Below are 19,814 nucleotides of genomic sequence, written 5' to 3'. Positions count from 1 at the left end.
TTGGGATTAGACGCGCTCGATGATGGTCGCCACGCCCATGCCGCCGCCGATGCACAGAGTGATCAGGGCGTAGCGGCCGTTGCGGCGCTCCAGCTCGTCGACCATGGTGCCGGTGATCATCGCGCCGGTGGCGCCCAGCGGGTGGCCCATGGCGATCGCGCCACCGTTGACGTTCAGCTTCTCGTCCGGGACGTTCAGGTCCTTCTGGAACTTCAGCACCACGGAGGCGAACGCCTCGTTGATCTCGACCAGGTCCATGTCTTCGATGGTCAGACCCGCCTTGGCCAGCGCCTTCTTGGCGGCCGGGGTGGGGCCGGTGAGCATGATGGTCGAGTCGGCGCCGCTGGTCGCGGTAGCGACGACCCGGGCACGCGGGGTCAGACCGGAGGCCTTGCCCGCCTCCTCGCTGCCGACCAGCACCAACGCGGCACCGTCGACGATGCCGGAGCTGTTGCCGCCGTGGTGCACGTGGTTGATCTTCTCGACGAAGTAGTACTTCTGCAGCGCGACCGCGTCGAAGCCACCCATCTCACCGATCACGGCGAAGGACGGGTTCAGCTTGCCCAGATCCTCGGCGGTGGTGCCGGGACGCATGTGCTCGTCCTTGTCCAGCACGACGATGCCGTTCTGGTCCTTGACCGGGACGATCGACTTCGCAAAGTAGCCGCCGGTGGTGGCCTTGGCGGCCAGCTCCTGCGAGCGCACCGCGTAGGCGTCCACGTCGTCGCGGCTGAAGCCCTCGATGGTGGCGATCAGGTCGGCCGAAACACCCTGCGGCACAAAGTAGGTGTCGTAGTTGGTGGCCGGGTCCAGCGCCCACGCGCCACCGTCGGAGCCCATCGCGACGCGCGACATGGACTCGACACCGCCGGCGAGCACCAGATCGTCGAAGCCCGAGCGCACCTTCTGCGCGGCCAGGTTGACGGCCTCGAGGCCGGAGGCACAGAAGCGGTTCAGCTGGAAGCCGCCGACGGTGTCGGGCAGGCCCGCCACGGTCACCGCGGTGCGGGCGATGTCCATGCCCTGGTCACCGACCGGGCTGACGACACCGAGGATGAGGTCGGAGATCCGCGCCTCGTCGAGGTTGGGGAAACGGCCGCGCAGCTCCTGGATGAGACCAACAGTCAAGTCGATCGGCTTGACCGAATGCAGCGAGCCGTTCTTCTTGCCGCGGCCGCGCGGAGTGCGGATGGCCTCGTAAATGTAGGCCTCTGTGGTCATATCGGAGTGTTCCTTCCTTAAAGGTGCGGCGGCCGGACGTGGTCCGCCCGAGCGCTCTGTGCGCCTACCCCGCGCTATGCGGCGTAGGCGCGGGTAACCTCGCCGACCGGTCCTGCGACCGACCGTCCTGACGCTGTACAAAACGCGGCATGCGACGGCGGACGCAGGTTCCGATCGCCCATACGCCTGGGCATACCATAGAACCTCGTCGTACCGGAGCTCACGGCCACCCGTTCATCTTAGCGTGGCGTGCGAACTCCGGTTAACTTAACGTCGTGACGGCGGTGGTTGTCAACCACTCAGGCGTGTGGCCCCCAGCTCACTCTTCAGCAATTCGAGGGCGACCTCGTCCGGGTCGCGCCGATCCTCGGGCGCCACCGGCACCGCGGCGGCGCGGATCATCTCCTCTTCGTCCTCGGGTGTATCCACCGGCACGGGCCGGTCCGCGGACCAGCCGCTACCCGCGTCGCTTCCGGCCGAGGGCTGCGCCGACTCGGCCGGCGCACCGTCAAAAGGGCCGGGATCATCCGGTAGATCCGGGTAGTCCGGCGGCGGAATATCGTCGTCACCGAAGGCCCGCGGCTTGTTAACGGCGGCGTTCTTGGCCTGGCTCGGCCGCGAGAACCGCGGCGGCGGCGGCGCGTCCGGCCCGCGGCCACCCGCGTTGCCCGCTTCGCGCCCGGCCGGTTGACCCGCCGCCCGCTGCGGCTTCGCCTGTGTCGATGCCCGCTGCGCGGCCGCGGGCCTGCTCGCGGCGCCCCCGGCCTCCCAGCGCACATCCAGCTCCCGTCCCAGCACCGCACGCACCGCGGAACGCACCGCCGTCACGTTGCGCGGATCGGACAGCCGCTGGGCCAGCGGCGCGTGCTGATGCGCGAACACGATGACCTCGCCCTCGATCCGCGCCACGGAGGCCCCGGCCAGCATCGCCTGCACCGCCGCCCCGAACTCCCGCACCTTCGCCCGAATATCCCCCCAAGCGGCCTCCACCTCCCGCAGCAGATCCCCCTCCTGCCCGGACTCAGCCTGCACCGCGGCAGCTGGCTGCACCTGGTCGACCTGCGCCGCTGCGGGGGGTTGCACCGATTCGACCTGCGCCGCAACAGGAGGCTGCGCCTGTTCGACCGGCGCCACAACAGCCGGCTGCGTCGATTCGACCTGCCCCGCGGCAGCTGGCTGCGCCTGGTCCGGTTGCGCGATCGCGGCACGTTGCGCCGACTCAGCCTGCGTCGCGGCGTCAGACCGCACTTGGCCCGCCTGCACCGCCGCAGCGGGTTGCACCGCCTCAGGCTGCGTCACCACAGGAGGCTGGGCCTGCTCCGGCTCCGCCGCAGCGGAGGACCGCGCCTGCGCATGCGACCGCACCGATTCAGGTTGCACCGCCGCAGGGTCCCGCACCGCTCCGGACCGCACCGGTTGGCCATGCGCTGCGGCAGGCGCCTGGTCAGGCTGCGACGAAAGAGGCTGCGCCAGTTCGGACTTCGCTGCCGCATCGGACTGCGCTTCCACAGCGGACGGCACCGACGCGGACTGCGCCTCCGCCGCGGGCGACTGCGCCGATCCAGGCACCTCAGCAGAGGACTGCGCCACTCCGGACCGCACCGATTCCGGCTGCGCCACCCCGGATGTCCGCACCGCCGCGGACTGCGCTGAACTCGAGGGCGCCGACGAGGAAACCGACTGCACCACTTCAGGTTCGGCACCAGCACCCGCAGCCGCACCGCTGTCGCCGCCGACTGCCTGACGCGGCGCAGCCTCGCCTGCGCTGGCCCGATCGTCCGGTTGCCCGGGACGCACTGTCGCAGCCCCAGCAGCGGAACCCGCAACCTGCTGAGCTGCCGCCTCGCCCCGCTGGGCCGGAGCGGGTGCGGCGGCCTGTCGGCCACCACTCGCCGTGCCGGGCTCCCCTTGGGCACCACGGGAATCCGCATCTCGGCCGGGCGTCGCGCTTGCGGTCGCCGAGTCGGACGCCGCGGCCGATCCCGCTGGAACACCACCGGGAAGCCCCTGTGCCACACCGGCAGCGGAACCGTGTGCGGCCGCGTCACCGAGCGCCGCATCGCCGCTCGCACCAGCGGAGGCCTGGGTGGACGCTACGTCTCGCGAGCCTGCGGCCTCCTGGTGTAGGGCACCACTCGATGCCGGGCTGCCGGAAGCACCGCTGTCGCCCGGCCCGGCGGCGTGCGCGCCCACTGCACCCCGCGCCGGTGCCGCGGCAGGCGCGCCGACGGGCTCACCGCGTCCGCCCGCGGTACCGCCCTTGCCCGCGGCTTCGCGGCGGATGGCCGCGAGGGCCTCGGCGCCGCGGCGGCGGTTCGGGTCGGCGGCAGCGGCGGGCGCGGGGGCCGGGGTTGCCGCTGCGGCGGGGGCAGCGCTGGTGGCGGGTGCGGCGGGCGGGACGGCGCCGCCGGCGAAGCCGCGCTCGAGGCGTTCGAGACGTTGCAGGGTGGCCGATTCGGCGTCGGAGACCGAGGGCAGCAGCATGCGGGCGCAGACGACCTCGAGCAGCAGGCGCGGGGAGGTGGCGCCGCGCATCTCGCCGAGCGCCTCGTGCAGGAGTTCGGCGTAGCGGGTCAGGGTGGCGGGACCGAGCCGTTCGGCTTGCTCGCGCATGCGGTCGAGCACATCGCCGGGTCCGGAGACCAGGCCGCGGTCCACCGCGTCGGGGACTGCGCGCATCAGGATCAGGTCACGCAGACGCTCGAGCAGGTCGACGGCGAAGCGGCGCGGATCGTGACCGGCCTCCACCACCCGATCCACCGTGCCGAACAGCGCGGCACCGTCGTCGCCGGCGAGCGCGCCGATCGCGTCGTCGATCAGCGCGACGTCGGTGACGCCGAGCAGCGAGACCGCCCTGGAGTAGGTGACGCCCTCGGGGCCCGCGCCGGCCAGCAGCTGGTCGAGCACGCTGAGGCTGTCGCGGGGTGAACCGCCACCCGCGCGAATCACCAACGGGTACACCGCTTCTTCGACCGGCACCTGCTCCTGGTCGCAGATCTTGCCGAGCAGCCCGCGCATGGTGGCGGGCGGCAGCAACCGGAACGGATAGTGGTGGGTGCGCGAGCGGATGGTGGGCAGCACCTTGTCCGGCTCGGTGGTGGCGAAGATGAAGATGAGGTGAGCGGGCGGCTCCTCGACGATCTTCAGCAGCGCGTTGAAGCCCGCCGTGGTGACCATGTGCGCCTCGTCGACGATGAACACCCGGTATCGGGATTCGGCGGGGGCATAGAAGGCGCGGTCGCGTAGTTCCCTGGTGTCGTCGACACCGCCGTGGCTGGCGGCGTCGAGCTCGATCACGTCCAGATTGCCCGGACCGCCCGGCCCGAGCGCGATACAGGACGGGCAGGTGCCGCACGGGGTGGAGGTCGGACCGTCCGCGCAGTTCAGCGAGCGCGCGAGGATGCGGGCCGAGGAGGTCTTACCGCAGCCGCGCGGGCCGGAGAACAGATAGGCATGACTGATCCGCCCGGTGTCGAGGGCGGTGCTCAGCGGGTCGGTGACGTGCTCCTGACCCACTACCTCAGCGAACGTTGCCGGTCGGTACTTCCGGTACAGAGCCACGGGCAGAGGTTACCGGCGTGCACCGACAAAGAACATTCGCGCTCGTCGTGGTGTGCGGCGCGGTGGAAACCCGGCAAGACCGCACAACAACTGTGATTCAACTCACATGATTCCGAGTCCCCCATTACACCCCGTCGACCCGCGACAGTATGGGCAACGTACCGGCAATCACGGAAGCGACTCCGGTCGGAGCGGGGAAACTGCCGCCCAATTCCCCCAAGTAGAGCAGAAAATAAAACTCATACCCCGGTTTGCCGCAGGTTTATGGAGATAACGAAAGCGTCAACGGGGATGACATCGACGCAATCGTCTGGCTACCGTGGCAGTCGGCAACTTCGGTAGCCAAACCTTCATCAGGTTGGTTGCCCCGGCCGGTCCCTCATCCCGACCGGGGCACAACCGAAGTGCACCAGCTCAGCACCCAAAAGTTCCAGTGCCACCGAGTGCCACGTCCATCGGAGGAACTTCTCACCGTGTCGCCCGACGACATCGCCGCCGCGCTGCTGTCCAGCACCGATTTCGCCGGCAATCGCTCCGCTGTCGACCTGTTGAGTCGCGCGATCAGCCCCCAGGACTTCGCGATCAAACGCGACTCGCTCCCGGTGACCGCCGCGGCCGATCCCGCCACCTCCACCGCCATCCTGGAGCTGCTCGAACGCGGCCAGGTGCCGACGATGGCCGCGATCCGCACGCTCACCGCGCAGAACGAGATGCGCCGCGAGGCCGAGCGCATCGAGCGTCTCGGCCGTCGCGCCCAGCGCAGCATCGACGATTTCGGCCGGGCGCTGGCCGTGCTGGCCGACGCGCACTGGCGCGCACACGGCATCGGCCCGACACGGCGTGACGTACTGTGCTCCGACGAGGTCATGGCCCTGATCCGGTCCAGGATCGGCGATATCGCCCCCACGGCCGTCAAACATCTGTGGTTGATCGAGCGCGCGCAGCGGGCGGGCTGGATCGCCTCCAACGCCAACCCGGGATCGCTGTGCGCGGGCCGGCGTTTCCACGCCGATCAGTACGGCAACCGGGTGTCGCTGCGGCCGGTCAACACCATCGGCACCGCCGTCGCGAGCTACCTCGCCGACTACCGGACCGAGCACGGCCGCCCGCCGCGCTGGTCCACCGTCGCCCAGGAGCTGCGCGACGATCGCGGCCGCCGGGTCTTCCACAACACCGCCGACGCCCGTGCCCAGGAGCTCTGGCTGACCACCGCGGACTGGGTCGCACTGGAGGACGAGCTGCCCATTCCCGGCAAGCGCGGCCTGCGGGCGATCGCGCGCAAAGCCCGCGCCTGCTGAGCCCTACCGGCAGGTAGCGAAAACGCCCCGATCCCACATTCCGGGCGAAACATCCCATGTCCAGAATCGCTCGCACTACGCGGACCAGCGCATATCCCGTAACGAAGGTTCGGTAGTTTCCCTGCAACGCATCCTGCGTGGAAGGAGCTACCGTGCCGACACCCCTCGATCCCGCGGCCACCGCCTGGCTGCTCGTCAGCACCGCCCTCGTGCTGCTGATGACCCCGGCGCTCGCGCTGTTCTACGGCGGCATGGTGCGCTCTACCGGCGTGCTCAACATGCTGATGATGAACTTCATCGCGATCCCGCTGGTCACCGTGGCCTGGCTGCTGTTCGGCTACAGCATGGTGTTCAGCGACGACGCGGGCGGCGGCCTGATCGGCGACCTGGACCACTTCGCGATGGCGAACATCGATCCGGGCACCGTGCACGGCGCGGTGCCGGAGCTGCTGTTCGCCACCTTCCAACTGACCTTCGCGATCCTGACCGCGGCACTGGTCAGCGGCGCGATCGCGGATCGGGCGAAGTTCGCCGCGTGGATGGTCTTCGTGCCGGTGTGGGCGCTGGCGGTGTACGCGCCGATCGCGCACTGGGTGTGGGGGCCCGACGGCTGGCTGGCCTCGTTCGGCGCGCTGGACTACGCGGGCGGGTTGGTCGTCGAAATCGCTTCCGGCGCTTCGGCACTCGCGCTCGCCCTGGTGCTCGGCCCGCGCGTCGGCTTCAAGATCGACGCGATGCGCCCGCACAACCTGCCCTTCGTCCTGCTCGGCGCCGGCCTGCTCTGGTTCGGCTGGTTCGGCTTCAACGCCGGGTCCGCGTTGTCCGCGAACGGGATTGCGGCAGCGGTCTTCTTGAACACGCTGGTGGCCGGCTGCCTGGGCATGCTCGGCTGGCTCGCGGTCGAGCAGGTGCGCGACGGCAGGCCGACGACCTTCGGCGCGGCCTCCGGCGTGGTGGCAGGCCTGGTCGCGATCACCCCGTCCTGCGGGTCGGTGAACACGCTCGGCGCGTTGCTCGTCGGGCTCGCGGCGGGCGTGCTGTGCTCGTTCGCGGTCGGCTGGAAATTCAAGGCGGGCTATGACGATTCGCTCGACGTGGTGGGCGTGCACTTCGTCGGCGGCGTCGTGGGCACGGTGCTGATCGGCCTGCTCGCCACCCAGGTGATGACCGGCGGCGTCGACGGGCTCTTCTTTGGCGGCGGCCTCGCCCAGCTCGGCAAGCAACTGGTCGGCGTGCTCGCGGTCGCGGCCTACGCCTTCCTGGTGAGCTTCGCGCTCGGCAAGCTGATCGACCGGGTCATGGGCTTCCGGGTGAGCAAAGAGGACGAGACGGCGGGCATCGACTTCGCGCTGCACGCCGAGACCGCCTACGCCGAGGGCGTGCACGGTCACGCGCCGCGCCGGTTCGGCGAGGGTGGCCACTTCGGCCACGGCAACGCGGGTGACCGGGATCACTGATCTGCGGCACGCAGGCTCTATCGACGCGCGGCTAACGGCGTTACGCTAACGCCGTTAGCTCACTGCGCCGAGCAAGGGAGCCGCGCATGCTGGTCCGGATCGCACAGCTGGTCACTCGATATCCGCGCGCCATCCTGATCGCGGCGGCCGCGCTCGCGATCGCCTGCGGCGCGTTCGGCGCGACCGCGCCCGCGCACCTGAAGTCGGCGGGCTTCACCTCGCCCGACGCCGACTCCTCCGAGGTCACCCGCCTGCTCGCGGACAACTTCGACGGCGCCGCGCCGAACTACATCCTGCTGGTCAGCTCCGACGCGGGCGCCGACGCACCGGTCACCCGTGCGGTCGGCACCCGGCTGGTGGACACGCTGCGGGCCCGTCCCGATGTCAGAGGCGTGCAGTCGTATTGGACCGCGCCACCCGCGGTGGGCTCCGCGCTGCGCAGCACCAGCGGCAAGGAAGCGCTCGTGCTCGCCTACCTGACCGGCGACGACACCGAGGCCCAGCGCACCGCGGGCGAACTCACCGAACAACTCGCGGGCAGCACCGACGGCATCACGGTCCGGCAGAGCGGCATCGCGTCGGTCTTCCACGATGTGAACAAGCAGATCACCCACGACCTCGCCGTGGCGGAGGGGGTGGCGATCCCGATCTCGCTGATCGTGCTGGTGCTGGTGTTCGGCAGCGTGATCGCCGCCGGGCTGCCGCTGGCGGTCGGCATCTTCGCGATCCTCACCACCCTGGCCATCCTGCGGATGTGCACGCTGTTCACCGATGTCTCCATCTACGCGCTGAACATGACCACCGCGATGGGCCTGGCGTTGGCGATCGACTACAGCCTGTTCATCGTCAGCCGGTACCGCGAAGAACTCGCCAACGGCCTCGACCCGATCCCCGCCACCATCCGAGCGGTGCGGACCGCGGGCCGCACGGTGCTGTATTCCGCGCTGACCGTGGCGCTTTCGCTGTCCGTACTGAGCATCTTCGACATCTACTTCCTGCGCTCGTTCGCCTATGCCGGTGTCGCGGTGGTCGCCGCCGCCGCGGCCGCGGCCATCGTGATCCTGCCCGCCGCGCTCGTGCTGCTCGGCCATCGGGTGAACGCGCTGGACATTCGAATCCCGTTGCGCCGCATGTTCGGTCGGTCCGCACCCGACCCGCTGCACGCCCAAGACCCGCAACAGAGCCTGTGGTACCGCACGGTGACCTGGGTGACCCGGCATTCGGTGCCGGTGGCCGTGCTGCTGGTCGCACTGTTCCTCGCGCTCGGATCACCGTTCCTTTCGGTGAAATTCGGCTACCCCGACGACCGGGTGCTGCCGACCTCGGCACCGAGCCGTCAGGTCGGCGATGTGCTGCGGGCGGAATTCCCGGCGGCCAACTCCGGCAACAACACCACCATCGTATTGGACGGATTCCACGGCGGGCCAGAGCCGATCGGCGCGTACGCCACCGGCTTGTCGCGGGTGGACGGCGTCTCGGCGGTGCTGTCCAGTGCGGGCATCTACATCAAGGGCGCGCGCGTGGCAGCGGGCCCGCCCGGAATGGCCAACGCCACCGGCGAATACCTGAGCGTCGCGACCCGACCGGACCCGTTCTCCCCGGCGGGCAAGGCGCAGTTGCTCGAACTGCGTGACGTGCCCGCCCCCGGGCCGACCCTGTTCGGCGGCGCCGCCGCGGTGAACGCCGACGCGCTCGACTCGCTGACCAAACGGATGGTGCCCGCGGTCATCCTCATCGCGCTGGCCACCTTCGTCGTGCTGTTCCTGTTCACCGGTAGCGTGCTACTGCCGCTGAAAGCCCTTGCCCTGAATACGCTTTCGCTGGCCGCCGCGTTCGGCGCGATGGTCTGGATCTTCCAGGACGGGCATCTTTCGGAGCTACTCGGTTTCACCGCGGTGGGCTATCTGACGCCGACGACCCCGATTCTGATGTTCTGCCTCGCCTTCGGCATGTCGATGGACTACGAGGTGTTCCTGCTGTCCCGGATCCGGGAGGAGTGGCTGGCCACCGGCCGGGTCGTCGACGGCGTCGTCGTGCGCACCGCGAAGGACAACGTGCACGCGCTCGCGGTCGGCATCGCGCGCACCGGCCGGATCTACACGGCCGCAGCGCTTCTCATGGCCATCGTGATGAGCGCGATGGTCACCTCGAAGGTGTCGTTCATCCAGTTGATGGGCCTCGGCCTGACCTTGACCGTGCTCGCCGACGCCACCCTGATCCGCACCATGCTCGCGCCCGCGCTGATGAAGCTGATGGGCACCGCGAACTGGTGGGCGCCCAAGCCGCTGGCCCGGCTGCACGCCCGGATCGGCCTACGCGAGCAAAGCGATCCCGGCCCGGCCGAACCCGTGCTGGCCGGGCGCAAATGATCGGTGCAGGCCGATCCCGTTCGGCTCGCGGTACCGGCGCCCAGCTGCGCACCGAGATCCTGGACGCTGCAACGGAATTGCTGAGCCGCACCGGCCACGCGGACGCGGTATCGATCCGGGCCATCGGCCAGCGGGTCGGGGTCAGCGCGCCATCGATCTACCGGCACTTCGCCGACAAGGACGAGCTCATCGAGGCCGTCGTCGTGCGGGTCTTCGAGAATCTGGACGCCGCGATCGTGGCCGCTACCGATCCCACCGACCCACCGCTCATCCGAATGCAGCAGCAGGGACTGGCCTACGTCCGCTTCGCCCGCGAACATCCCGAGCAGTACCGGCTGGCAACCCTGCCCACCGAGTCGAGCAGCGCGATCGATCAGGTGATGACCAGCGGTGCGTTCCAACACTTTTCGCAGACCGTGCAGGACTGCATGGACGCGGGCGTGTTCGCGCCCGGCGACACCCTGCCGGTGGTGCTCGACCTGTGGGCGGCCGCACACGGCATCGCCTCGCTGCTGATCGCCAAACCGTTCATCCCGTGGGGCGATACCGAGGCGGTGGCCAATCGGGTGCTGCGCGCGGCCTGCGTCGGCCACGTGGTGGTCGACCTGATCGGCGATGATCCGGCGCCTGCCGACCTGATGGCTTGGGTGGCCGGGCAACGCGACGCGGGCTGAGGCCGCCTGGTTGGAATCTGCCTGCGTTATTTCCTCGTTCTCCTGCGGTTTCTCCTCGATGCTTTGCCTCTGAAACGCACATCGAGATCGAGGGAATGCAGTAGATGAGGATGAGGAAGCTGGCCGTCGTCGCGGCACTGGTGACCATGGCGACCGGGGTGGCCGCGGGCACCGCCGTCGCCGCGCCCGAAACCGCCGAGGGGCCGGTGAATTTCACCGCCCGTGCCACCGACACGTCGTCGATCATCGAGACCGACGCCGGCTCGCTCGTGGTCGAGGACGGGGCCTTCAAGGTCAAGGCCGCCGATGGCACCACCGTCGCCGCCACCCCGCTGACGCTGCGCATCGACGACTTCGAGTTCCCGATCGCCGCCCAGATCTCGCAGCGCACCGCGACGCTCACCCCGCAGATCGACGAGGCGCACGCCGTCTACAAGCCGGTGGCCCTGCCGTTCGAGGACAAGGCGCCGTGGAAGACCGAATATGACCGGGAACAGGCCGCGTGGAGCAGGCTGACCAGCACCATCAGTGCCGGCGCCACCATCGGCACGCTCGTCGGCGGTCTCGGCGGCGCGGCCGTCGGCTGCGTGCTCGGCGGCATTCTCGGCGCCACCGCGGCCTCGGCCACCATCGTCGGCCTGTTCGGCCCCTTCATTCCCGCCGCCGCCATCGGCTGCCTCGGCGGCGTCATCGCCGTCGGCGCTCTCGGCACGGTCGCCGGACAGATCTTCGTGACCGCTCCGGTCGCCGTCGGCGCGGCCATCCAGTACTTCACCACGATCAATCAGCCGTTCGTGGCCCCGCCGAAGTAGTCCACAGCCCCTTCGCGCAGACCCCACCCAGCCGCCCCGTGCTGAGCGGGGTTTGTTCGTATCGGACAACCGACGCCGACCCCTACTGTGCGATGCACCGATGTGACCTGCGAAAACGGTGTGTGGGAGAACACAACGGCGGTTTGAGGCTTGGTGAGTCGTGGTGCGCGGTGTTAATTTCTTTTACATGTCTGCCAGCCGACCGACCGCACTGCGGGTCACCTATGTGACCGCCGCGCTCGGGCTCCGGCTGCCCTTGACGCGCGAACTGTGTTGTCGCCCTTGCTGCAGCTGAGCGGCCTTTTCGGCCTGCTTACTGCCCAGTCGCCCACGTAGGCACATCCCGCTTCGCCGCGGGACCTCGGCAAGGAATCCGCACTATGTCCCTCCCTACCCTCGAACGCTCGACCGCCAGGGTCACCAACGGTCGTGTTCGAATCCAGCGCCCCGTCGTCGCGCCCGAACTGCGCCTCGGTGACAACCCGGCGGCCGCGGTACTCCGGGCCGCGACCGGCGGTCCCGTTTCCCGCGACAATGCCGCGCGCACAACAGGTTTGAGCATCGCGACGGTCAACCGTCAGGTGTCCGCGCTGCTCGCCGCCGGCCTGCTGCGCGAACGGCCCGATCTGACCGCCTCCGGCGCGGTCGGCCGGCCCCGGGTGCCCTTCGAGATCGATCACGAGGCGTATCTCACCCTCGGCGTGCACATCGGCGCCGCGGTGACCAAGATCGTGGCGGCCGATCTGCGCGGCCGCATCCTCGGCGGGCTCGCCATCGCCACCCCGCAGACCGGTCAGGAATTCGCCACCACCACGGTGGCCCGCAGCGCCAAGGCCTTCCTGCAGCGGTGGCATCGCCGCAAGCCGCTGTGGGCGGGCGTCGCCATCGGCGGCCGGGTCGACCCGGTCACCGGTGTGGTCGACCACCCTAAGCTGGAATGGCAGGGCGCGCAGATCGGTGCCGTGCTCGGCGAGGTGCTCGAACTGCCGGTGTCGGTGGCGCCGCACGTCGAGGCGATGGCGGCCTCGGAGTTGTTGCTGCCCACCATCGAATCGCGCGACGCGGGGTCCGGTCGTGCCGCGGGCCCCGAGCGCGGCAGCAGCCTCTACTTCTATGTCCGGGAAACCGCCGGTGTCGCAGTGACTTTGGATGGTCGCGTACACACCCCGAGCAACGGTCCCGGCTCGATCGCGCACTTGCCGACCGGCTCCGATGTCGAATGCACCTGCGGCAGGCGCGGCTGCCTCGAGGTCACCGTCGGCGATCGCGCGCTGCACTCACGGGCCGTCGGGCGCGGAATCATCCCCGCGCACAACGGAACCGCGGGCTCGACCATCGCCGACCTGTACCGGGCCGCCGAGGCAGGTTCCGAGCCCGCGCGCGAGCTGCTCGCCGAGCGCGCCACCATCCTTGGCAACACCGTGGCCATGGTGCGCGACATGCTCAACCCGGACCGGGTGATTCTCGGTGGTCAGGCCTTCACCGGTTACCGGCCCGCCGTCGCGCACGTGGCCCGCGCCTTCAACCAGGGCTCCAGCCTGCCGCCGACCGACATCCGGATCAGCGGATTCGGCGGCAAGGTGCAGGAATTCGCCGCCGTGGTCACCTCGCTGAGCGTGCTCTACGCGGATCCGCTGGCGGCGATCCGGCGAACCACGCTCGCCGACTGAGGATTTGCGCGGGACGCCGATCGCTGTCCCGCACCCGATGCCGTCCGCCGGATCGGGTGCGGGAAAAGGCCGGTGCGCTCAGCGTTCCGGCGCGAACAGCCCTTCCAGCGCGGTGATGAAGAACGGGAAGTGGCCGGCGAACCGTTGCAGATTGCGGTCACGTTCGAAGCCGCCGAACCAGTAGAGCCCCGGCTGGGAGTCCGCGGACGGATTCAGGTCGCGGAAGGCGCGGATCCAGTTGTCGGCGCGGCTGCCGATCACCATGAACGGCAGCGCGCGGGAGAACACCGTCTCCTGATCGATCGGCGGAACCTGTTCGCGCCGAGTCGCTTCCAGCCCGCGCTGCAGCGCGCGGATCTGGCCCGACAGTGCCAGACCGTGCGCCGTGCGCACCGGCAGGTACTTCGGCAGCAGCACCGTCGCGACCCCGGCGAGCGCGATCGCCACGCCGACCAGCGCGTGCCCGGCGGTGATCGCGAGCCCGATGGTGGCGGCGATACCCGTGACGATCAGCGCGCCACCGAGCCAACCGGCCAGGCCGAGGCGCCGCCGGTCGGCGAAGGTGCCGCGGGCGACCGCGTCGTCGAGCAGTGCGGTGCGCACCGGCGCCGACTGCACCCGGCCGGGTGCGCGCAGCTCGGTCATCGTGACCGCGTCGGCGCCCTCGGGCAGCAGCGCGAGATAGACCGCCTTCTCGTACTCGCGCAGCTGGTCATCGGGGGTATTGACCCGGGAGATCCGCCAGTCGGTTTCGCTGAGCGGAGCCACCCGGAGGTAGCGGCGCACCGCGAGATCGACCACCGTCGCGGCGATATCGACCGGGTCGACATGCTCGTCGAGCAGCAGCCCGGCCTCGCCGGGCAATACGCCGTCGGGCGAGACGAACTGCACCCGCTCGCCCTCGCGCAGCAGCGGATCGAGGGTCTGCGCACCCGTGCCCGCCGCGGCGTCCTGGCGCCGCGCCCGCAACACGAAGACGGCCAGACCGATCAGCACGAGCAACAACACGCCGAACGCGACGAGCACCGGCGCGGTGAGCGCGAACGGGCCCGCGGCGCTGTCGTCGCGCACGTCGGCATTGCTCGGCACCGTGCCGGGCGGCAACTGCAGGGTCAGGTCGATCGCGTCGCCCTTGCGCAGGTCGGTCTGCTCCAGATAGAGCACGCCGTCGACCTCGGTCTTCACGTCGGCGCAGGCCCTGGTGCTGCCGGGCGGGCCGAGTTTGCAGTCCACGATGCCCATCTCGAAGCTGGGACTGATCAACGTGGCGCTGATCGAGGCGATGTCGCTGCGGACCACACCGATCCAGTTGAACACCTGGCTGCCCGGCGCGTCGCTGACCAGGTTGTGCACCGAGTAGGTGAAGGTCGACGTGCCGGGCTTGGCCTCGAGGGTGAACTGGTCGTTGGCGACCGTCGCGGTGCCCGCGCCCTTGGTGTCGACGTCGGTGACCTTGAAGCGGCGCTCGACGTCGTCGCCGACCTGCAGCCGCAGTGGCAGCGACATCTGGAACGACCCGTCCTGCGGCACCTCGACCTGCTCGACCACCTCGAGCACGCCCTCGCGGTTGAGCTTCAGGTCGGCGGTGATGGCCACACCGGCCGGCGCGGGCTGCGGGTGAGCTGCCGGAGCCGTCGCGAACAATCCCGCGGACGCGAGTAGCAGCGCGCCTACGGCGGCCCCCCGAAAAGTCAGCATGGCTGCCTACTTTAGACAGCTTGCTATTCTGCGTCATCGGCTGTCGGCGATCACTGAGACGAGGGGGTACGGGGGCGTGACACAACCACCGTACGGATACGGGCCGGTTCCGCCTGGTGGGCGACCGGTACCGCCCCCGCCCGGCTACGGTCCACCGCCGGGGCATGGTCAGCCGCCGCCCGGTCACCGCCCACCCCCCGGCTACGGTCCGCCCCCTGGCTATGGCCCCCCGCCCGGCTACGGCGCACCGCCCGGCCAGGTCCCACCGGGATACGGTCCGCCACCGGGCTATTCGGCGCCGCCCGGCTACGCGCCGCCACCCGGCTATCGCACCCCCGCGCCGCCGCCGATGCCCTACGGCCCGCCCGGTCGTCCCCCGTACCCGCCGCGCCGCCGTTCCGGTGGCAGCGGCGCGTGGGTCGCGCTGCTTGTCGTCGTGGTGTTCCTGGTGGTGGGTGGCCTGGTGCGCAACGCGATCTCGGTGGGTCGCAACGACAGCAGCCCGTCGACGGTCACCCCGAGCCTCACCTTCGCGCCCGACGGTTCGACCGGTCCCGCCGAGACCGGCGCGAACCCGCTGCTCGCCGACCCGACCGCGACGCTGATCCCCGCCCGCTGCCCCTATTCGCCGTGGGGTACGCAGGTGGACGCGGCGCGCAAGTTCTTCGAGAGCGCCGCATCGTGCCTGGCCGCTGCGTGGAAACCGGTGCTGGAGAAGGCGAATCTGCCGTTCCGGCCGCCCGCGCTGAACGTCAGCGCCACCACCACCGGGATCACCACCCCGTGCACCGGCACCACCAGTAATTTCGCTGCGTTCTATTGCCCGGCGAACAAGACCATCTACATGCCGATCAGCCAGTTGCAGACCGATTTCTTCAAGGACAACTGGGTGGTCTACCTGTCGGTCTTCGCGCACGAATACGGCCACCACGTCCAGGCCATGTCCGGCATCCTGCGCAAAGCCAACAGCGAGCGCGCCGACGCGGGCCCGCGCAGCACCCGCGGTCTCGAGCTGTCGCGCCGAGTCGAGTTGCAGGCCAACTGCTTCGACGGCATGTACATCGCGTCCTCGTCCGGCGGCGGTTCGCTGACCAATTCCCAGCTGAACATCGCCCGCAAGGACGCCTACGGTCGCGGCGACCAGGCCGGCGACATGCGCGACCACGGCACCGCCGAGAACGGCGGCCAATGGTTCGAGATCGGCCTCGACAAAAACCGTGCCGCCCAATGCAATACGTTCACCGCGCCGTCCGGCTCGGTGAGCTGAGGCTCAGGCGCCGTCGGCGAAGGGCGGCTGCAACGCGCGGGCGTAGGTGTACTCCGGCGCCACGGTGATCACGTCGCACACCTGCACCAGTCGATCGGGGATGTCGCCCTCGAAATGCGCTGTGCTGGGGATGATCACGGCGTCGATGCCCAGGCCCCGCGCCATGGTGGCCAGTCTGCGCACCACGTCCTCGGTCTCCGCACCGAACACCACGGTCTTCGTCAAGTTGTACCCGAAACGCTGGGCCAGGCTCCGGATCAGCACCTCGTCCCACTGCTGCCTCGCACCGGATACATCACGGCGCAGATATCCGATCGCCGCCGGTCGTCGCCTCATCGCACCTCTCCTTTCCGCCCAGAACAATCCCGGTAGACCGTTGTCCCCGGCAATGCCCGTCCGCTGCCAGTTCCCCGCCACTGGCTCGGATTGGGTGCGCGGCGGTGCCTATTTCTTCGCGGCGGCCTTGGCCTGCTTCTTGAACTCCCGTACCTGCGCGAGGGATTCGGCGTCGGTGACGTCGGCGACCGAACGGCGCGACCCTTCGTCACCGTAAGCACCCGCGGCTTCGCGCCAACCGGCCGGCTGCACCCCGCGCTGCTTGCCGAGCAGGGAAAGGAAGATCTTGGCCTTCTGCTCCCCGAAACCGGGCAGGTCCCGCAGCCGGCGCAGCACCTCCTTGCCGTCCGGCTTGTCCCGCTTCCACAGGTTCTCGGTTTTGCCGTCGTAGTTCTCGATGATGTAGCGGGCGAGGTCCTGCGCGCGGCGCGCCATCGAGCGGCCGTACCGGTGGATCGCGGGCGGGGTCGCGCAGAGTTCTTCGAACTCCTGCTGATCGGCCTCGGCGATGCGATGGATGTCGAACCCGCCCATCCGGTCGGCGATCTTCTTCGGACCACGGAACGCGTGCTCCATCGGGTATTGCTGGTCGAGCAGCATGCCGAGCAGGGTGGCGAAGTGGTCCTCGGTCAATAGCTCGTCGGCCTCGACATCCTGTGCCAGGCAAAGCTTGCGACTCATCGCCGTTCCTTCCCACCGCTACCGAAACTGCTCGGACGGCCTCGATCATCTCATTAGTGCCGACGGCTCGGGCGCGCACTATTGATCACGCGCGCACCCGCACCTGCAGTGAGTCAGGTCACAGGGGCGCGGTGCGGGGCAATACGGTCGCGCGTAGGCTCCAGCGCATGCCTCAGACGACGGCAGTACCAATATCGGCGCCCCACACGACGGGGTCAGTCAGAGATGGAAACGGGAGCATGGACACCTACACGTTGCGCCCGGATCGGTTCGACCGAGCAGGCCAGGACCAGCTCGTAGACGTACGCGATCTGCAAGCCGCACTTCCCGGCATCCGCAGGCTGCGGACCTGGGCCCACGACGCGCTCGCGCTGCGCCCCGGCGAGCACGCGGTCGATATCGGCTCGGGGACCGGCTCGGAGGTGCTGGCCTTCGCGGAGGTGGTCGGCGCCGAAGGTGCCGCGGTGGGCGTCGAGCCCGATCCGAGCCTGCTCGCCGCCGCCGAACGCCGGGCCGCCCAGACCGGTTCGCCCGCCAAGTTCCATTCCGGCGATGCCTACGGCCTGCCGTTCGGCGCGGACAGCTTCGATGCCGCGCTGTGCGAGCGCGTCTTCCAGCATCTGACCGCGCCCGCCCGCGCCGCCAACGAGATCGCGCGCGTGCTGCGACCAGGCGGCCGGGTCGTGGTGGTGGACAGCGACTGGGGCACGGCGATCGTGCATCCGGGCGAGCGGTCGGTGGTGCGCGAGGTGATCGACACGCTGATCTCCGCGACCACCAACCCGTTCTCCGGCCGCAGGCTGCCCGGCCAGCTGACCAAGGCGGGCCTGGTGATCGAGGATATCGGCTCGCACGCGCTGGTGCAGGACCGCACGGTCGGCGCGGGCTCGCTGGTCAACCGCATCTCGGCGATGGCGGTGGCCCGCGGCGTGATCACCGACGAGCAGCGCGACCGGCTGCTCGACGATCTGGCGGAGGGCGCGGCCAGCGGCGACATCCACCTCTCGGTGACCATGTTCGCGGTGCTCGCGCACAAGCCCGAGTAGCCGCCCGACAGCACAGCGGGGCGCGTACCCCGGTACGCGCCCCGCTGGTTCGTCCGCTACTTACCGAGCAGCTTCTCGGTTGCCGCGAGCAGGACGCAGGTGGCAAGGCCGTCCATCGCCTTTTCCAGTTCCGGCAGCTTCGGGAAGCTGGGCGCGATCCGAATGTTCTTGTCCTCCGGATCATTCCGCAGCGGGAAGGCCGAGCCGGCGGCGGTGAGCGCGATGCCCGCGTCCTTCGCCAGCGCGATCACCCGGCTCGCGGTGCCCTCCAGCACATCGAGACTGATGAAGTAGCCGCCCTTCGGCTCGGTCCAGGACGCGATCTTCGACGCGCCCAGCCGGTCCTCCAGAATCCGCAGCACCAGCGCGAATTTCGGCTCCAGGATCGCGCGATGCCGCTGCATGTGCGCGCGCACGCCGTCCGCGTTCCGGAAGAAGCGCACGTGGCGCAGCTGGTTGATCTTGTCCGGGCCGATCGTCTTCTTCGACAGGTGCTTCAGATACCAGTCCAGGTTCGCCGTCGAGGCGCCGAGGAAGCTGACCCCGCCGCCGGCGAAGGTGATCTTCGAAGTGGACGCGAACACCAAGGGCCGGTTGGGGTTTCCGGCCGCGGCCGCGAGACCGAGCACGTCGATCACCGGGGCCGCGGTATCGGTCAGCGGGTGCACCGCGTAGGCGTTGTCCCAGATCAGCCGGAAGTCCGGCGCCGCGGTCGGCATCGAAACCAGTTCCCGGACAACATCTTCGGAGTAGTTGATGCCGCTCGGGTTGGCGTAGTTCGGCACCACCCACATGCCCTTGATCTGCGGATCGTTCGCCACCAGTTCGGCGATGGCGTGCGTGTCCGGGCCGTCGGGACCGATGGCCAGCGGGATCATCTCGAAGCCGAGCGTCTCGGTGATCGAGAAGTGCCGGTCGTAGCCGGGGCTCGGGCACAGGAACTTCAGCTTCTCCTCCGACGCCCACCGGCGCTCGGAGTCGTTGGCGCCGTGCAGCATCGCGAAGGCCAGCACGTCGTGCATCAGCTCGAGGCTGGCGTTGTTGCCCGCGATCAGGTTGTCCACCGGAATCCCGAGCAGCTCACCGAAGATCGCGCGCAGCTCCGGAAGTCCTTGCAGACCGCCATAATTGCGACAGTCGGTACCCGAGCCGTCCCGATAGTCGCCCGCACCGGGCAGCGTGAGCAGGTCAGCGGACAGGTCGAGTTGTTCCGGAGAGGGTTTTCCTCGTGTCAGGTCCAGCGTGAGCTTCTCGGTCTTGAGCGTCGCGTAGTTCGCGTTCTGAGTCTCGTGCTCGGACACGAGTTCCTCGTGGCTCATCAAACCGATTTGCGTTTGCCGGGGCATCCTGGGCAGCCTTTCGAAGCTTGCGGGGACGTGGGGTCTCGGCCGGACGATGTGCGACGGCCGGGCATTCGATCCGTCCAGCGCATCGTGTGCGGACGAACCGCCTTCACGTTACCCGGGTGTTGCTCGGAATTGGAGGCGTTATCCGTCAGCCGGACCAGGTCCGTGCGCAGCCCCCGAAATATAAGGGGGACCCCGCGCACCCGGCAGAGCCCATTGACCCTTGCTGCCTTCCGGCCCTGGGGGAGTTCACAGGATGCGCGCCGCGCGGGATCCGTCGGCCAGTGTAGCCGCTCCCGCGCCGCACCCGAACCCCCGGGTCCTCGAACCTGGCCGAAAACCAGAACGAGCAGGACCTTCACCCCGTCCGCCGCCCCC

The 19,814-nt window shown here is 69.5% G+C and carries 14 protein-coding genes and 1 other RNA gene; 8 read left to right on the top strand and 7 right to left on the bottom strand.

From position 1 onward, the window contains the following. Positions 1-6: 6 nt before the first annotated feature. Together F5X71_RS01655 and F5X71_RS36785 are read right to left on the bottom strand one after the other, a co-directional pair. On the bottom strand, positions 7-1,221 hold the full coding sequence (locus F5X71_RS01655) for an acetyl-CoA C-acetyltransferase (protein WP_167460341.1): 1,215 nt from the start codon (positions 1,219-1,221) through the stop codon (positions 7-9). Positions 1,222-1,512: 291 nt separating this feature from the next. Continuing rightward, positions 1,513-4,782, bottom strand: a complete 3,270-nt coding sequence (locus F5X71_RS36785) for a DNA polymerase III subunit gamma and tau (protein ID WP_238815678.1) — start codon at positions 4,780-4,782, stop codon at positions 1,513-1,515. 443 nt (positions 4,783-5,225) lie between these two features. Here F5X71_RS36785 and F5X71_RS01645 point away from each other — a divergent pair, with 443 nt between their 5' ends. The 6 genes from F5X71_RS01645 (at position 5,226) to F5X71_RS01620 (ending at position 13,062) form a co-directional block, all read left to right on the top strand. Next, a complete protein-coding gene (locus F5X71_RS01645; protein ID WP_238815677.1) occupies positions 5,226-6,080 on the top strand; it encodes a hypothetical protein in 855 nt (284 codons plus the stop codon). A 152-nt stretch (positions 6,081-6,232) separates the two neighbouring features. Beyond that, a complete protein-coding gene (locus F5X71_RS01640; RefSeq protein WP_167460339.1) occupies positions 6,233-7,537 on the top strand; it encodes an ammonium transporter in 1,305 nt (434 codons plus the stop codon). An 86-nt stretch (positions 7,538-7,623) separates the two neighbouring features. Next, positions 7,624-9,906 (top strand): MMPL family transporter, encoded by a 2,283-nt coding sequence (locus F5X71_RS01635; protein WP_167460338.1) that lies wholly within the window; start codon positions 7,624-7,626, stop codon positions 9,904-9,906. Beyond that, a complete protein-coding gene (locus F5X71_RS01630; protein WP_167460337.1) occupies positions 9,903-10,580 on the top strand; it encodes a TetR/AcrR family transcriptional regulator in 678 nt (225 codons plus the stop codon). The genes F5X71_RS01635 and F5X71_RS01630 overlap by 4 nt, the downstream gene beginning before the upstream one ends. Positions 10,581-10,684: 104 nt before the next feature. Next, on the top strand, positions 10,685-11,392 hold the full coding sequence (locus F5X71_RS01625) for a hypothetical protein (RefSeq protein ID WP_167460336.1): 708 nt from the start codon (positions 10,685-10,687) through the stop codon (positions 11,390-11,392). Positions 11,393-11,772: 380 nt separating this feature from the next. Continuing rightward, on the top strand, positions 11,773-13,062 hold the full coding sequence (locus F5X71_RS01620; protein WP_167460335.1) for an ROK family transcriptional regulator: 1,290 nt from the start codon (positions 11,773-11,775) through the stop codon (positions 13,060-13,062). A 78-nt stretch (positions 13,063-13,140) separates the two neighbouring features. Here the strand turns inward: F5X71_RS01620 and F5X71_RS01615 are convergent, their stop codons facing one another. Then, complete coding sequence (locus F5X71_RS01615) at positions 13,141-14,760, bottom strand: DUF2207 family protein (RefSeq protein WP_167460334.1); 1,620 nt, start codon at positions 14,758-14,760, stop codon at positions 13,141-13,143. A 76-nt stretch (positions 14,761-14,836) separates the two neighbouring features. Here F5X71_RS01615 and F5X71_RS01610 point away from each other — a divergent pair, with 76 nt between their 5' ends. After that, on the top strand, positions 14,837-16,027 hold the full coding sequence (locus F5X71_RS01610) for a neutral zinc metallopeptidase (protein WP_238815676.1): 1,191 nt from the start codon (positions 14,837-14,839) through the stop codon (positions 16,025-16,027). A gap of 3 nt (positions 16,028-16,030) precedes the next feature. Here the strand turns inward: F5X71_RS01610 and F5X71_RS01605 are convergent, their stop codons facing one another. Beyond that, positions 16,031-16,363, bottom strand: coding sequence for a hypothetical protein (locus tag F5X71_RS01605; protein WP_167460333.1), 333 nt, complete (start codon positions 16,361-16,363; stop codon positions 16,031-16,033). A gap of 108 nt (positions 16,364-16,471) precedes the next feature. Beyond that, positions 16,472-17,044, bottom strand: a complete 573-nt coding sequence (locus F5X71_RS01600) for an HhH-GPD-type base excision DNA repair protein (protein ID WP_167460332.1) — start codon at positions 17,042-17,044, stop codon at positions 16,472-16,474. 239 nt (positions 17,045-17,283) lie between these two features. Between F5X71_RS01600 and F5X71_RS01595 the strand changes: the two genes are divergently transcribed. Beyond that, a complete protein-coding gene (locus tag F5X71_RS01595; RefSeq protein WP_167460331.1) occupies positions 17,284-18,090 on the top strand; it encodes a methyltransferase domain-containing protein in 807 nt (268 codons plus the stop codon). A 56-nt stretch (positions 18,091-18,146) separates the two neighbouring features. On the opposite strand, the gene F5X71_RS01590 is transcribed toward F5X71_RS01595, so the two are convergent. Further along, positions 18,147-19,436, bottom strand: a complete 1,290-nt coding sequence (locus F5X71_RS01590) for an aminotransferase (protein ID WP_167460330.1) — start codon at positions 19,434-19,436, stop codon at positions 18,147-18,149. A gap of 184 nt (positions 19,437-19,620) precedes the next feature. Next, positions 19,621-19,715, bottom strand: an RNA gene (ffs, locus tag F5X71_RS01585) — signal recognition particle sRNA small type. Between the last annotated feature and the right edge of the window lie 99 nt (positions 19,716-19,814).

It is taken from the genome of Nocardia brasiliensis (assembly GCF_011801125.1).
Lineage (GTDB): Bacteria > Actinomycetota > Actinomycetes > Mycobacteriales > Mycobacteriaceae > Nocardia > Nocardia brasiliensis_C.
This window is presented reverse-complemented; position numbering and strand designations above follow the sequence as displayed.

Coding starts and splice junctions, on each gene's coding strand:
- F5X71_RS01655 (WP_167460341.1), bottom strand. CDS start 1,221: ATGACCACAGAGGCCTACATTTACGAGGCCATCCGCACTCCGCGCGGC.
- F5X71_RS01635 (WP_167460338.1), top strand. CDS start 7,624: ATGCTGGTCCGGATCGCACAGCTGGTCACTCGATATCCGCGCGCCATC.
- F5X71_RS01630 (WP_167460337.1), top strand. CDS start 9,903: ATGATCGGTGCAGGCCGATCCCGTTCGGCTCGCGGTACCGGCGCCCAG.
- F5X71_RS01625 (WP_167460336.1), top strand. CDS start 10,685: ATGAGGATGAGGAAGCTGGCCGTCGTCGCGGCACTGGTGACCATGGCG.
- F5X71_RS01620 (WP_167460335.1), top strand. CDS start 11,773: ATGTCCCTCCCTACCCTCGAACGCTCGACCGCCAGGGTCACCAACGGT.
- F5X71_RS01615 (WP_167460334.1), bottom strand. CDS start 14,760: ATGCTGACTTTTCGGGGGGCCGCCGTAGGCGCGCTGCTACTCGCGTCC.
- F5X71_RS01605 (WP_167460333.1), bottom strand. CDS start 16,363: ATGAGGCGACGACCGGCGGCGATCGGATATCTGCGCCGTGATGTATCC.
- F5X71_RS01600 (WP_167460332.1), bottom strand. CDS start 17,044: ATGAGTCGCAAGCTTTGCCTGGCACAGGATGTCGAGGCCGACGAGCTA.
- F5X71_RS01595 (WP_167460331.1), top strand. CDS start 17,284: ATGGACACCTACACGTTGCGCCCGGATCGGTTCGACCGAGCAGGCCAG.
- F5X71_RS01590 (WP_167460330.1), bottom strand. CDS start 19,436: ATGCCCCGGCAAACGCAAATCGGTTTGATGAGCCACGAGGAACTCGTG.